Origin of the sequence: Cytobacillus sp. FSL R5-0377, from assembly GCF_038004385.1 — a bacterium.
In the GTDB taxonomy this organism is placed as follows: domain Bacteria; phylum Bacillota; class Bacilli; order Bacillales; family Cytobacillaceae; genus Cytobacillus.
In genome coordinates this window covers 14,248-26,787 of the sequence record NZ_JBBORA010000001.1, presented here as the reverse complement: position 1 = coordinate 26,787, position 12,540 = coordinate 14,248, and the positions used below count along the sequence as shown (strand labels likewise).

Annotated in this window: 15 protein-coding genes; 3 read left to right on the top strand and 12 right to left on the bottom strand. The window is 43.9% G+C overall.

All coding sequences use genetic code 11. The features are described from left to right. Window positions 1–2 precede the first annotated feature (2 nt). The 4 genes from NSQ49_RS00140 to NSQ49_RS00125 all read right to left on the bottom strand — a co-directional run bounded on the left by NSQ49_RS00140 (window position 3) and on the right by NSQ49_RS00125 (window position 5,343). Entirely contained in the window at window positions 3–1,439 is a 1,437-nt protein-coding gene (locus tag NSQ49_RS00140; RefSeq protein WP_251282966.1) for an FAD-binding oxidoreductase, read from the bottom strand. Window positions 1,440–1,454: 15 nt separating this feature from the next. Continuing rightward, entirely contained in the window at window positions 1,455–3,350 is a 1,896-nt protein-coding gene (locus NSQ49_RS00135) for a sigma 54-interacting transcriptional regulator (protein ID WP_251282965.1), read from the bottom strand. A 112-nt stretch (window positions 3,351–3,462) separates the two neighbouring features. Further along, complete coding sequence (locus NSQ49_RS00130) at window positions 3,463–4,146, bottom strand: hypothetical protein (protein WP_251282964.1); 684 nt, start codon at window positions 4,144–4,146, stop codon at window positions 3,463–3,465. A 30-nt stretch (window positions 4,147–4,176) separates the two neighbouring features. Further along, entirely contained in the window at window positions 4,177–5,343 is a 1,167-nt protein-coding gene (locus NSQ49_RS00125; RefSeq protein WP_251282963.1) for a pyridoxal-phosphate-dependent aminotransferase family protein, read from the bottom strand. A gap of 396 nt (window positions 5,344–5,739) precedes the next feature. Here NSQ49_RS00125 and NSQ49_RS00120 point away from each other — a divergent pair, with 396 nt between their 5' ends. From NSQ49_RS00120 to NSQ49_RS00110, 3 genes are read left to right on the top strand one after another with little or no spacing between them, the layout of a single operon-like run. Further along, window positions 5,740–6,003 carry a hypothetical protein gene (locus NSQ49_RS00120; protein ID WP_251282962.1) on the top strand — a complete coding sequence of 88 codons (264 nt, stop codon included), beginning with the start codon at window positions 5,740–5,742 and terminating at the stop codon, window positions 6,001–6,003. Next, window positions 6,000–6,263 carry a hypothetical protein gene (locus tag NSQ49_RS00115; RefSeq protein WP_251282961.1) on the top strand — a complete coding sequence of 88 codons (264 nt, stop codon included), beginning with the start codon at window positions 6,000–6,002 and terminating at the stop codon, window positions 6,261–6,263. Before NSQ49_RS00120 ends, NSQ49_RS00115 begins: the two co-directional genes overlap by 4 nt. Then, entirely contained in the window at window positions 6,260–6,523 is a 264-nt protein-coding gene (locus NSQ49_RS00110; RefSeq protein ID WP_251282960.1) for a hypothetical protein, read from the top strand. Before NSQ49_RS00115 ends, NSQ49_RS00110 begins: the two co-directional genes overlap by 4 nt. Window positions 6,524–7,327: 804 nt before the next feature. Here the strand turns inward: NSQ49_RS00110 and NSQ49_RS00105 are convergent. The 8 genes from NSQ49_RS00105 to NSQ49_RS00070 all read right to left on the bottom strand — a co-directional run bounded on the left by NSQ49_RS00105 (window position 7,328) and on the right by NSQ49_RS00070 (window position 12,520). After that, on the bottom strand, window positions 7,328–7,519 hold the full coding sequence (locus NSQ49_RS00105) for an IDEAL domain-containing protein (protein ID WP_159866340.1): 192 nt from the start codon (window positions 7,517–7,519) through the stop codon (window positions 7,328–7,330). 189 nt (window positions 7,520–7,708) lie between these two features. Further along, window positions 7,709–8,659 (bottom strand): malate dehydrogenase, encoded by a 951-nt coding sequence (mdh, locus tag NSQ49_RS00100; protein WP_159866337.1) that lies wholly within the window; start codon window positions 8,657–8,659, stop codon window positions 7,709–7,711. Between the two features lie 36 nt (window positions 8,660–8,695). Then, a complete protein-coding gene (locus NSQ49_RS00095; protein WP_159866334.1) occupies window positions 8,696–9,070 on the bottom strand; it encodes a BMC domain-containing protein in 375 nt (124 codons plus the stop codon). 1 nt (window position 9,071) lies between these two features. After that, window positions 9,072–9,344 carry a EutN/CcmL family microcompartment protein gene (locus tag NSQ49_RS00090; protein ID WP_159866331.1) on the bottom strand — a complete coding sequence of 91 codons (273 nt, stop codon included), beginning with the start codon at window positions 9,342–9,344 and terminating at the stop codon, window positions 9,072–9,074. Further along, on the bottom strand, window positions 9,326–10,000 hold the full coding sequence (locus NSQ49_RS00085; protein WP_251282959.1) for a hypothetical protein: 675 nt from the start codon (window positions 9,998–10,000) through the stop codon (window positions 9,326–9,328). The genes NSQ49_RS00090 and NSQ49_RS00085 overlap by 19 nt, the downstream gene beginning before the upstream one ends. Continuing rightward, complete coding sequence (locus NSQ49_RS00080) at window positions 9,997–10,650, bottom strand: phosphate propanoyltransferase (RefSeq protein WP_251282958.1); 654 nt, start codon at window positions 10,648–10,650, stop codon at window positions 9,997–9,999. Before NSQ49_RS00080 ends, NSQ49_RS00085 begins: the two co-directional genes overlap by 4 nt. A gap of 30 nt (window positions 10,651–10,680) precedes the next feature. After that, window positions 10,681–10,974 (bottom strand): BMC domain-containing protein, encoded by a 294-nt coding sequence (locus NSQ49_RS00075; protein ID WP_159866322.1) that lies wholly within the window; start codon window positions 10,972–10,974, stop codon window positions 10,681–10,683. Window positions 10,975–10,990: 16 nt separating this feature from the next. Beyond that, window positions 10,991–12,520 carry an acetaldehyde dehydrogenase (acetylating) gene (locus tag NSQ49_RS00070; protein WP_251282957.1) on the bottom strand — a complete coding sequence of 510 codons (1,530 nt, stop codon included), beginning with the start codon at window positions 12,518–12,520 and terminating at the stop codon, window positions 10,991–10,993. Window positions 12,521–12,540: the final 20 nt, after the last annotated feature.

Sequence of the window (12,540 nt, the reverse complement as noted above, 5' to 3'; positions counted from 1 at the left end):
TCCTAGTTAGGCAGTGCCATTTTCCCCGGGTTCAAAATATTGTTAGGATCCAGAGTCCGTTTAATCGCCCTCATTACTTCCATAGCAGGTCCATGTTCAACATCCATATACTTGGCCCTGACGATGCCTACTCCATGCTCTGCTGTGGTGGTTCCTTCCATTTTGATTGCCAGTTCATGGATATCGCCAATCATTTTTTGCACATTTTCCATTTCCAGCTGATTATTCATGTTAACGACAGGCCCTGTATGCATATTCCCATCGCCAACATGGCCATAAATGCCGCAGATGATGTTATACCGGTCAGCAATATTGTGAATTTCCCGCAGCGTTTCAGGAAGTCTTGATATTGGCACGCATATATCTTCTCCGCCATATACCCTGAACCCGCCTGGTTTCAATAGGCCAACAGCAGCGCCAACAAGCTTTCTGGCCTGCCAAAGCTTTTCACATTCCTCCGGTTCATCGCTAAACTTTATATAATCTGTATACTTTTCAACCACAGCTTTTAAGCGGTTAACCTGTGAAGTAACCTCTTCCTTGGCTCCATCCACTTCAAATACGAGAATGGCTTCATTTTCAAGCGGAAGATTAAGCTCCGGCTTCATCATATTGACTGCTTTTGTACAATTATAGTCCATAATTTCGATCGCAGATGGCTGCAGCCCGGAAGAAAAAACCGCATTAACAGCCTCCCCTGCTTCTTCAAGCCGTGCAAATGAACATAGGACGATTCCTCTGGTGACTGGCAGAGGCAATAATTTCAGGCGAAGACGGGTGATAATTCCAAGGGTCCCCTCAGAACCAATCATTAAGTGAGCAAGGTCATAGCCTGAAACCGACTTCAGCGCTTTCGAATTAGCTCCGCCTGTAACAATCACATCACCTGTTGGAAGCACAACTTCCATTCCGAGTACGTAATGGCGGGTGACTCCATATTTGACTGCTCTCAGACCGCTTGAATTGTTGGATACCATCCCGCCGATGGTACACATATTGGCGCTGCCTGGATCTGGAGGAAACCTCAGTCCATAAGGCTTTAAAGCCTCATTTAAATCATTTTGGATTACTCCTGGCTCAATAATAGCCTGCATATTCCGATGATCTATTTCGAGGATCCGGTTCATTTTTGATAAATCCAGCATGATGCCGCCTTTTACCGGAACAGCGCCCCCTGTCTGGCCAGTTGCAGCCCCTCTTGGATATAAAGGAATGCTGTATTTATTGGCAAGCTTAACACAAGAACTTACCTCTTCCGTCGTTAAGGCAATGACTGCGACTTGAGGCTGTTTCGGGTTAAGCTGCGTTTCAAAGGAAGCATCATAAGAGTATGTCATCATATCAGTGTAATTGGTTAAAATCCTGTCTTCTCCGAAGATATCTATTAATTGAGATAGAATGTTTTCATTCAACGGAGGCGGCGTTTTTGTTTCATTCATTCAATCTCCTCCTGACTAACTGTTCATTTTTCTCCACAGAGTCGTCCTGCCAATCCCGAGGATCTTGGCAGCTTTTGTTTTATTGCCGTTAACCTGTCTGAGGACATCAAGGATATATTCTTTCTCAATGTGCTGAAGCTTCGTTTCATCCTCTTCCTCTGCGCTATCCTGAGGCGGCTTTATGTCCCTCAGTTCTAAAAAGTCTTTTCCCCCAGCTGCCAGCACCGTTTCAGAATCAATCGCTTCTTCGGGAGAAAGAATCATAGCTCTTTCGACAATGTTTCTAAGCTGGCGTATATTTCCTGGCCAATGATAGCTTTGCAGGACTTTTGTCGCTTCAGCAGTAAATCCTTTAATATTTCTTCGGATTCCAGGTTTCAGTTCTTTTATAAAAAAATCGCATAACAGCGGTATATCCGCAATTCGTTCACGCAATGACGGGATTGGTATATCAAGGATATTAAGGCGATAATACAGGTCGGCCCGGAATTTACCTTCTTCTACCATCTCTTCGAGTTCACGGTTTGAGGCAGCAATTACCCGGATATTGATAGGGATGACCCTTTCATCTCCAAGCCGCATCACCTCTCCCTCCTGAAGGACCCTCAGAAGCTGTGCCTGCAGTGATTCAGCCAATTCGCCAATCTCATCCAGAAAAATTGTTCCCTGGTGCGCTAATTCGAACAAACCGGTTTTACCACCCTTTTTCGCACCGGTGAAAGCTCCTTCAACATACCCAAATAATTCGCTCTCCAATAAGTTTTCAGGAATAGCTGCGCAATTCACTGCAACAAATGGTCCTTCCGACCGCTTGCTGAAGCTATGGATCAAATGGGCAAAGACCTCTTTCCCCACACCTGTTTCCCCTGTTAGAAGAATGGTGGAATCCACTTGTGAGTACTTCTTCACCTTTTGAATCGCTTTTTGATACATTTCGCTTTCACCGACAATATTGTGTAAACCGTATTTCGTTACGTGCCCCCTGTGAAGCAGTTTTTTGCGGATCTCCTGTTCCTGCTGCTGAATTCTATTAATCTCCTGGAAGGTACAGACGGCTCCAAGCACTTTGTTCTCGTGCCGAATGGGTATTCGGTTTGCAACTACTTTCACTCCGTTTTCATCCTGTATTCGGTTGAGCTCCTCTTTTCCAGTCGACAGAACTTTGCTCATGCGCGAATGAACGAGAATATCATCTATGGACTTGCCGATTACTGAATCATAAGGCAGATTTAGTATGCTGTAGACGGAAGGGTTGCAAACGGTAATTACCCCTTTTTCATCCACTGCTATAACACCATCTGCAATAAAATCAAGAATGGCCTGAAGTTCTTTGGTCCTTTTTATTTCTGAACGTCTGACATTGATTAGGCTCCTTGCCTCGTTTATTGCCTGAATAACCGATTCCACACCGGACGTTAAAATCACTGTTTTTATCGTTTCTTCCTTTACTTTGTTAGTAAAAATGCTTTTGCCTATTAGAACATCAATCTGTTTTTGGCAGAGTGACTCAACTGCTGCTTCAGCTTCCTCAGGGAGTGATACACAGTGCTTTTCAATCGATAAGCCCAGCACAGATTCAATTGTTTCGATTCCCTGCAAAACTTCCTCTGTGTCTGCGATCCCAATTTTTTCTCCCAGCTTTTGTGCTTCCTTAATGGTTCGAAGCAAATCATAGCCAGTTATCGGGATCTGGACAACCGGCAAATCGATGTCAGATTCTATTAGCTTTAATGCCATGGTCCCTCTGCTAATGATTACTTCAGTCCCGTTTTTTTCAAGTTCCTTTGCAGATTCTACTGCATTCCTGAAACTGACTTTCTTAATTGCAACTTCTTCTCCCGTTTTCTTTGCGGCTTCCCTTGAAACCTGTATCAGTCCGTCAATAGGAGTCAGAATGGCCATTTCAGACATCACTTCACCTCATTTTTCCTTCTCTTGTCAACTTTAAGATGATTTTAAATTAATCTTACCAAATGCCAAGAGAAATGTCGGTGAATTTTCTAAATAATCAGTCTTCATAGAGTTATAATTTTATTTTAATGACGCTCTCAACCTGCCCTAATGGTCCATCAGCAGATAATACCCCAACCGCAGCGCCGGAAAGAGGAATAAAGTGTGACAAATTTCTTCGTTCCTGTTTGGTTAACTGCTCCAGGAGCGCTCCTCCTAAAATGACGGCATTGCCTATTAAGCTGTCATGAAATGTTTCGAGCAAATAGCTGCAGAGTGCTTCTCCGCTATATTGCTGATTTGCTGCTCCGATTAATTCGATATAAATGGTGTCGGGTATAACCATGCCGAAGGACGAAGTTGCCAGGCAATCTGCCATTGCAGCTGGAGAAATTACAATGGGAATAGATCCGCTGCCACCCATTTGCTTAATCTGCTGGTTAATCCCGGCAAGGACGGCACTATCCTGCTTAATACCTGCTTTACAAAAATAATCTTCAGGCTCACAATCTATTAAACTAATCCCGCTGTCTTTACAGAATGTAAGGAGGTAATCCTCTTTTTCTCCTGCAGCCGAAAACAAGACTGTCTCTGGATTGGTCACTTTTTTATAGCCTTGCTCCCAAAACGCTTTAAAGACAGAATGTGAATTCTTGCCGCTGATAAGTTTCCAATCTGGAGTTAATTCAATCCGATCTCCAGGGGTAACTGCAGGCAGGCTTGCCAGTTCTGCGAGTCGTTTTTCGATAAGATTCACTCTGGCTCACGTCTCCTTGGAACAAGTTAGTCAACAGTCGGGGTGTTCAAGCCAATGCCGCTGTGCCGCGGAAACTCCCGCCCCTAATTCCACTTCATATCCGCTTTTCTTTAAAGCAAGCTCCATTGCTGCGAACATCTTCAGCATATCTGCCGCATCTGTATACCCCATATGGCCGAGACGCAAGATCTGATTTTTCACCTTCCCAAGTCCGCCTCCTAAAGCGATATGGAATTCATCCCGCATCATCTTTCTGAAGTCATCAGCATTTTTCAATTTTACTGCGGTAAGCGTAGGACTGGCAGCTGAATCATCCACCAGCAATTCAAGCCCCAATGCCCGGACTCCCGCTCTGGTCATATCGCGAAGTGCCGCATGCCTTTTATATTCTGATTCAATCCCGCCGCTTTTTTCTATCATATTGCAGGCCTCAAGCAGTCCGCACACAAGTGATATATTCGGCGTATAAGGGGTTCCCGTTCCAGATTCAAGGCCTTTTTTGTACATTTTAAGGTCAAAATAAAAGGAAGGGCACTGATGATGATTCACTGTATTCCAGGCTTTTTCACTCAATGTAATCAATGCAAGTCCCGGAGGCAGCATTAACGCTTTCTGCCCTCCTGTTGCCACTATATCAATGCCCCATTCGTCCATATAAAGAGGAGTCCCGACTATCGAGCTCACCGCATCAACAAGAAATAGGGCGTCTGTTTCTTTTACAACGGCCGCAATGTCTTTAATATTGTTGATTGCAGAAGTGGATGTTTCACAGTGTGTGGCAAAAACCGCTTTTGCCTCCGGATTTTCCTTCAATGCTTTTCTTACATCTTCAGGATCGACAATATTTCCCCATTCCGCATCTACCCTGACGGTTTTACAGCCGATATGATTCGTAATCCCCTGCAGGTACTCCCCAAAATAACCGACTACGCAAAGGATGATTGTATCACTAGGGCCAACGGTATTAATAATGGCTGTTTCAAGAGCGGACGCTCCGCTTGAGGTAAGCGGGATGACCAGGTTTTCAGTCTGGAAAATCATTTTGGCTTTTTCCGTCGTTTCCTGAAGTACATCCTGGAAGGCTGGATTCCGGTAATCCATCATGGGATGATCGAAACTCCTCAGCATGGCACGCTGTATTTCTTTTGGAACCTGCACAGGACCAGGCAATCTTAAATCCAATTTTTCTTCAAACATCGCTTTCTCCCCTTTGCGCTTCTTATTTCATTTTTGCTTATAAAGCTTAGATGCAAATATTGTGCCAATGTGGTATTACCCTTTGTACTAAGGCTTGATGTATTTGGGGATTGTTTCAGTGTTTCGTTTTGAAACGATGTGGAACGGTTTAGTGAAACGGTTGGGGATGTGAGATGTTTATGTTTGTAAGATTTTGTGCGGGGGGTGGTTGAGTTAAGAGAGGGGTATTTTTGGTTTCTTGGATTTTGGGGAGCTGTTATGATGACCTTTTTCTGGGGTTGCTCTGGATTTTGGGGAGTTGTTATGATGACCTTTTTCTGTAGCTGCTCTGGATTTTGGGCTTCATGAAGCGTTTATGGCGACCATTTTCTGGGGTTGCTCTGGATTTGGGGCTTCATGAAGCGTTTATGGCGACCATTTTCTGGGGTTGCTCTGGATTTTGGGCTTCATGGAGTTGTTATGGCGACCTTTTTCTGTGGCAGCTTTGTATTTTGGGCTTCAAGGAGCTGTAATGCCGACCTTTTTCTGGGGTTGCTCTGGATTTTGGTCTTCATGAAGCGTTTATGGCGACCATTTTCTGTGGTTGCTCTGGATTTTGGTCTTCATGAAGCGTTTATGGCGACCATTTTCTGGGGTTGCTCTGGATTTGGGGCTTCATGAAGCGTTTATGGCGACCTTTTTCTGTGGCAGCTTTGGATTTTGGTCTTCATGAAGCGTTTATGGCGACCATTTTCTGGGGTTGCTCTGGATTTGGGGCTTCATTAAGCTGTTATGGCGACCTTTTTCTACGGCTGCTTTGGATTTTAGGCTTCATGAAACGTTTATGGCGACCATTTTCTGTGGCTGCTTTGGATTTTGGGCTTCAAGGAGCTGTTATGGCGACCTTTTTCTGTGGCTGCTTTGGATTTTGGTCTTCATGAAGCGTTTATGGCGACCTTTTTCTGTGGTTGCTCTGGATTTTGGTCTTCAAGGAGCTGTTATGGCGACCTTTTTCTGTGGCTGCTTTGTATTTTGGGCTTCAAGGAGCTGTTATGGCGACCTTTTTCTGTGGCTGCTTTGGATTTTGGGCTTCATGAAGCGTTTATGGCGACCTTTTTCTGCGGCTGCTTTGGATTTTGGGCTTCATGAAGCGTTTATGGCGACCTTTTTCTGCGGCTGTTTTGGATTTTGGTCTTCATGAAGCGTTTATGGCGACTTTCTTCTGCTGTTGCTCTGGATTTTGGGCTTCATGGAGCTGTAATGGCGACCTTTTTCTGCGGCTGTTTTGGATTTTGGGCTTCATGAAGCGTTTATGGCGACCTTTTTCTGCGGTCGCTTTGGTTTTTGGGCTTCATGAAACATTTATGGCGACCTTTTTCTGTGGCTGCTTTGGATTTTGGTCTTCATGAAGCGTTTATGGCGACCTTTTTCTGCGGCTGTTTTGTATTTTGGTCTTCATGAAGCGTTTATGGCGACTTTCTTCTGCTGTTGCTCTGGATTTTGGGCTTCATGGAGCTGTTATGATGCCCTTTTTCTGTAGCTGCTCTGGATTTTGGGCTTCATGAAGCGTTTATGGCGACCATTTTCTGGGGTTGCTCTGGATTTTGGGCTTCATGAAGCGTTTATGGCGACCATTTTCTACGGTTGCTTTGTAATTTGGTCTTCATGAAGCGTTTATGGCGACCATTTTTTGCTGCTTGCTCTGATTCTGGTAAGCAATCCTTCTTATTAACTACCATTTCCTCTGCACTCTTCCGGTTTTGGTCACTAATTCCTCTGATTAACTACCATTTCTTCGGCTCTCTTCCAATTTTGGTCACTAATCCTTCTAATTAAAAATCTGATCTACCCAGATTTCCGTAGTGAAACTACCCGCTTAAGTACCTTTCTCCCCTGCTCTCACCTGGTTTTAGGCACTAATCCGACTGATAAAGACCAATAAACAACAAAAGACAGCCCCATTCTTTCGAACAGGCTGCCTTTTTTACATTTAATTATGAGATTGCTACGAAATTTGCTTTAATTCTTCAGTAAGGCGCATGAATTCTTTTTTGTTTCGGCTAGTGAGAGAATCATCAATTTTTTTGCGCAGTTTTTCTATTCGGTATTCCTTAAGAGCTTGATTCAGGACTTGTTCTGCTAACAATGACACGTTTTCCTCAGACTGTTGCGGCGAGTTAAGTAGACGTTTTTCCATTTGTAATCAACCCCTTGACCTTTTTTCTATTGTAACAGAAGTTTTCAGATTATTCAAATCATTATTTACTGGAAATTTTGTTAGCAGCTGCTAAGCTTGTTAATTATAATGTACCCGGGATTTGTACAATTTAAACAACATGCAAAAAAGCTGACCAATGAGGAGATCAGTCCTCATAAGCCAGCCCTCTTACTTTTTTGCAGTTTCAAGTATGCTCATAACATTTTGTACAGATTTAACAGATTGATCCAGTCCATTTTTCTCTTCGGCAGTCAGTGGAATTTCAATGACACTTTCTATCCCATTTCCACCGAGAATTGCAGGTACTCCCAAATAGATGTTACTGTATCCATACTCACCTTCCAAATAGGCGATTGAAGGCAGTATTCTTTTTTTATCTTTCAGTATCGCTTCTGCCATTTCAACCATTGAAGCTGCAGGAGCATAATAGGCGCTTCCCTGGCCAAGCAGATTGACTATTTCTCCTCCGCCTTTTCTGGTTCTTTCCACAATCGCTTCGATTCGGTCGGCAGGCAGAATTTTCTCCAGCGGAATGCCGCCAGCATACGAATACCTGACGAGCGGAACCATATCATCTCCATGACCGCCCAGGACAAAACCTGAAATATCTTCTATGGAAACACCCAGCTCTTGCGCCACAAATGTATTAAATCGGGCTGTGTCCAATACTCCCGATTGGCCGATTACCCGATTCTTCGGGAAACCAGTGGTATTATAGCAAACATAGGTCATAGCATCGACAGGATTGCTTAATACAATGATATAGCTATCCGGTGCGTATGTTTTTATATTTTGAGATACTTCGATCATAATCTTCTCATTTACAGCGACAAGATCGTCCCGGCTCATCCCCGGTTTTCTTGGCATTCCGGCCGTAATCAATACTAAATCTGCATCTTGAATGTCTTCATAGCTTGAAGTGCCGGTTATATTGCTATTAAAGCGCTGGACCGGTCCAGCTTCAAGCATATCAAGAGCCTTCCCTTTTGTCGGGTTTGCCTGTGAAGGGACGTCTACTAAGATGATGTCTCCCAATTCCTTTTGGGCGAGCATCAATGCCGCTGTCGCACCCGTAAAGCCTGACCCGATAACGGCAAGCTTTCTTCTTTTAAAAGTCATGGCTGTACCTCCATTTCATCCTGCCAGTGGAGTACTCTATTTATCTTCAGCACTGCCTTGTTCCTCAGCAGGCATCTGTTTATTTTTGCTTCCTCCCTTTTTTACAGGAGGAGGTTCTTGTTTCAGTTCCTTAGGTTTTCTGTCATCCAATAAAGCTTTCTTGATATCTTCATCCGGATGAGGAATAACATGCGCTGACACGAGTTCACCCACTCTGGCTGCTGCTTCCTTTCCTGCATCTACTGCAGCCTGAACAGCGCTGACATCCCCCTGAACCAAAACCGTTACTAAGGCGGCGTCCACTTTTTCTTGCTTCACCAAAGTAACATCGGCTGCTTTCAGCATGGCATCTGCTGCTTCAATGGACCCAATCAGCCCTCTTGTTTCAATCATGCCAAGTGCTCTCGCCATACTATTTCACCTCTTTCTTTTCAACATCAACAGAATCGATAATGCCAATTATCAATGCATCAATGGGCAGTCTTATATCCCCGGACATATTTGATGCCGAGCTTCCACGCGTAACGAGAACTTGATCACCGACACCTGCTCCAATGCGGTCAACCGCAACGAATGATTTTTCTGCTGCAGGTCCATGAGGCTCAACAACCAAAAATTTCAGACCTGTTAAATCATCCTCTTTTCTTGTGGCCCATACATTGCCGACTACCATTCCCATTTCCATGCGCTTTCAGCCCCTTTTGTATCCATTACAATGATGCTTTTTCCTAATTCCCGTGCTGTATCACGTGCTAAAGGAGTAATGATGGTCTGTTTATCTGCGAAAATTTCATTCTTCTTGCATTCTTGGACATCTCTTTGTGTAATCAGCTTCTTTATTTCTGGCTGTGCTGTATTAATTGGCTTAGGCGATGTAAGATCCTCCAGACTGCTGATTTCCACCCCGAACTTTAGGAGCTTTTCCTTATATTCCATTAAACTTGAAAAATACTCCCCATTGGTTTTCTTCTCTCCACTGAGGATTTTATAAAGATTTGGTTTGGGAATTAAGGTTACTGGAACATAATCAATAATACAGGCTGAGAGAAGCTCGGTTTCCGGTGTGTCGCAAATGCCCAGTGCCCCTTTGACCAGCAGATCCTGTGAAGCATCAAGAAATACGGCCTTCATAACGGTATGAAGCTGTGCTTCTTCAGTAAAGTCATAAGGAAGTACATTCCAGTCTTTCTCTAAAGCTTGTAATATAGCAGGATCGGTTCTATCCAGATCCCCGACTGCAAGAATATTATGTTTCATTGCTGTATTTGGGGCAGATTTGGCACCTGCTAAACTTTTTACTACTTCTTCAACTATTTGCTCTATTAGTTGCCGGTCTATCATAAGCTTTCCTCTTGCCTGACTAACCTGCCGGCTGTTTTTCCGGCTATCAGTCCTGCATTGGCTTCATCCGTATCAATATGCATTTCAAGTCTATACCGTGGTGAAATCCTGATTAACACCTTTTCAAAGGAAATGGGACGTTCTCCCTCTATCTCAACTTTGACGTATTCCCCATTTTTCACTCCGAAAGCTTCAGCATCTTCCGGATTCATATGAATGTGTGCCTGCGCTATAATCAGACCCTCTTTTTTGTATAGACTGCCTTTAGGTCCAATCAAAGTTACTGGAGAAGAACCTTCAATATTCCCGGATTCGCGAAGCGGGGGCTTCAATCCCAGCTTGAACGAATCTGTACGGCTGACTTCTACCTGAGTCATATTACGGGCAGGTCCGAGAATGCGCACTTTTTCAAGGCTTCCTCTTGGTCCTGCAATGGTTATGGTTTCATTAGCAGCGAATTGGCCGGGCTGAGATAAATCCGCTTTTTTTGTAAGCTGATAGCCTGTACCAAATAGAATCTCCAAATCTTTTTGACTTACATGACAGTGCCGGGCTGAGACAGCCATTGGAATGGAATGGTCTTGGATTGAGGAATCTTTTAGCTTTGAAACGATTTCCTCTACAATCGATTGAAGGGCTTGCTCGTTCATGGTTTAAACTCCTAACCTAGTAATACTGTATTAAAGCTCAATATCGATTTTTGGAAGAATGCTCTCCAATTCGTTATGAGGACGAGGAATAACATGAACAGATTTCAATTCCCCAACACGCTGTGCTGCTGCAGCACCCGCATCTGTTGCCGCTTTAACAGCACCTACATCACCGCGCACAAGGACCGTTACAATTCCGCCCCCAACATGCACCTTTCCAACCAAATGAACGTTCGCTGCCTTAACCATCGCGTCAGCAGCTTCCACTGAAGCAACCAGCCCTTTTGTTTCAATCATTCCTAATGCAGTTAATTCTCTAGCCATTTTTATTTCCTCCTAATTAGTTAGTTTGATATTTTTTCATTACTTGATTAACCATGTCGGCAATCATCTTTGCATCTACTTCACCATCCGGCGATACATGCTGCAGCACTTGACTGACAATATGATCAACATCCCGGCTGCCGGCTTGTTCTTTTTCAGCTATCGAAGAAGTTGATGCCGGTTTTGGGATGGTGACTTCTTTCGTTCCGTAAGCCATTCTTTTAATGTTGATCAGGTGGCTTGCAGTCACATTATCAGAAGTTATGTTGCCGCCGAATGAACCGCATCCCAAAGTCAGGGATGGCATCAATCCTGTAGTTGCTCCAACAGCCCCAATCGAAGAGAGCGTATTGACCATCATTCTTGAAACAGGCATTTCCAGGGCAAATTCCTTTGCCACTTCATGATTATTTGTATGAAGAGAAAGACTGTGTCCCCTGCCTCCTAAGTTGAGGAGCTGCAGGCACATTTCTTTTGCCTCCTGGAAGCTTTCAGCTGTATAAAGAGCAAAAACCGGAGATAATTTTTCAATTGAAAATGGGATGTCTTTGCCTATTCCAGTTTCTTCAGCAATTAAAACTCTTGTGTCATCAGGGACTTGAATTCCAGCCATGCTTGCGATTTTAACAGCACTCTGGCCGACGATATCCGGATTCAGCTTTCCCGGCGAAGGTGAAATAACTTTTTCCAGTGCCGCCTTTTCCCGGTTGTTTAAGAGATAAGCTCCATTGTTTTTGAGTTCTCTCATGGTCATCTCTTTAATGTTGCGATCGACTACAATTGATTGTTCAGTAGCGCATATGGTTCCATTATCAAATGATTTACTGTCAATAATCATCCTAACGGACTGGGCGACCTTCGCGGTTTTTTCAATATAGCATGGCACATTACCGGGCCCTACTCCATAGGCAGGTTTGCCTGAGCTGTACGCCGCCCTGACCAATCCCCCGCCTCCTGTTGCCAAAATAAGATTGATGTCGCGATGCTTCATTAATTCGTTTGTTGCACTCATGGAAGGCTTAGAGATCCAGCCAATCAATCCTTCAGGTGCACCTGCCTGTACAGCTGCTTCATTCACAATTTTTAATGCTTCAACAGTACATTTCACTGCTCTTGGATGAGGGCTTACGACTATTGCATTTCTTGTTTTCAGCGCAATAAGCGCTTTAAATATGGCTGTAGAAGTAGGGTTAGTTGTTGGAATGATGCCTGCAATAACACCGTAAGGATAAGCAATTTCCGTTACTTTATTTACCTGGTCTACACGAATGATGCCTACTGTCTTTTTATCTTTGATAGACTCATAGACTGCCTTTGAGCCAACTTCATTTTTTATTTTTTTATGCTCGACTATGCCCATTCCGGTTTCCTCTACAGCCATACGGGCAAGGGAAAGTGACTTGGCATAGGCAGCATCTGCGGCTTGTTTGACGATCGCGTCAACCTGATCCTGCGTAAAGGACATATATTGCAGCTGCGCTTCCTTTGCACGCTTTACAGCATTCCGCATTTCCTGCATGGATTGAAGATCATGATCGAAATGCAAGCTTTTCACACTCCTTTCAG

What these genes read in the sequence shown, in the direction of transcription:
- NSQ49_RS00140 (WP_251282966.1), bottom strand. Translation starts at nt 1,439, where the DNA reads ATGAATGAAACAAAAACGCCGCCTCCGTTGAATGAAAACATTCTATCT.
- NSQ49_RS00135 (WP_251282965.1), bottom strand. Translation starts at nt 3,350, where the DNA reads ATGTCTGAAATGGCCATTCTGACTCCTATTGACGGACTGATACAGGTT.
- NSQ49_RS00125 (WP_251282963.1), bottom strand. Translation starts at nt 5,343, where the DNA reads ATGTTTGAAGAAAAATTGGATTTAAGATTGCCTGGTCCTGTGCAGGTT.
- NSQ49_RS00120 (WP_251282962.1), top strand. Translation starts at nt 5,740, where the DNA reads ATGAAGCGTTTATGGCGACCATTTTCTGGGGTTGCTCTGGATTTTGGG.
- NSQ49_RS00115 (WP_251282961.1), top strand. Translation starts at nt 6,000, where the DNA reads ATGAAGCGTTTATGGCGACCTTTTTCTGTGGCAGCTTTGGATTTTGGT.
- NSQ49_RS00110 (WP_251282960.1), top strand. Translation starts at nt 6,260, where the DNA reads ATGAAGCGTTTATGGCGACCTTTTTCTGTGGTTGCTCTGGATTTTGGT.
- NSQ49_RS00105 (WP_159866340.1), bottom strand. Translation starts at nt 7,519, where the DNA reads ATGGAAAAACGTCTACTTAACTCGCCGCAACAGTCTGAGGAAAACGTG.
- mdh (WP_159866337.1), bottom strand. Translation starts at nt 8,659, where the DNA reads ATGACTTTTAAAAGAAGAAAGCTTGCCGTTATCGGGTCAGGCTTTACG.
- NSQ49_RS00095 (WP_159866334.1), bottom strand. Translation starts at nt 9,070, where the DNA reads ATGGCGAGAGCACTTGGCATGATTGAAACAAGAGGGCTGATTGGGTCC.
- NSQ49_RS00090 (WP_159866331.1), bottom strand. Translation starts at nt 9,344, where the DNA reads ATGGAAATGGGAATGGTAGTCGGCAATGTATGGGCCACAAGAAAAGAG.
- NSQ49_RS00085 (WP_251282959.1), bottom strand. Translation starts at nt 10,000, where the DNA reads ATGATAGACCGGCAACTAATAGAGCAAATAGTTGAAGAAGTAGTAAAA.
- NSQ49_RS00080 (WP_251282958.1), bottom strand. Translation starts at nt 10,650, where the DNA reads ATGAACGAGCAAGCCCTTCAATCGATTGTAGAGGAAATCGTTTCAAAG.
- NSQ49_RS00075 (WP_159866322.1), bottom strand. Translation starts at nt 10,974, where the DNA reads ATGGCTAGAGAATTAACTGCATTAGGAATGATTGAAACAAAAGGGCTG.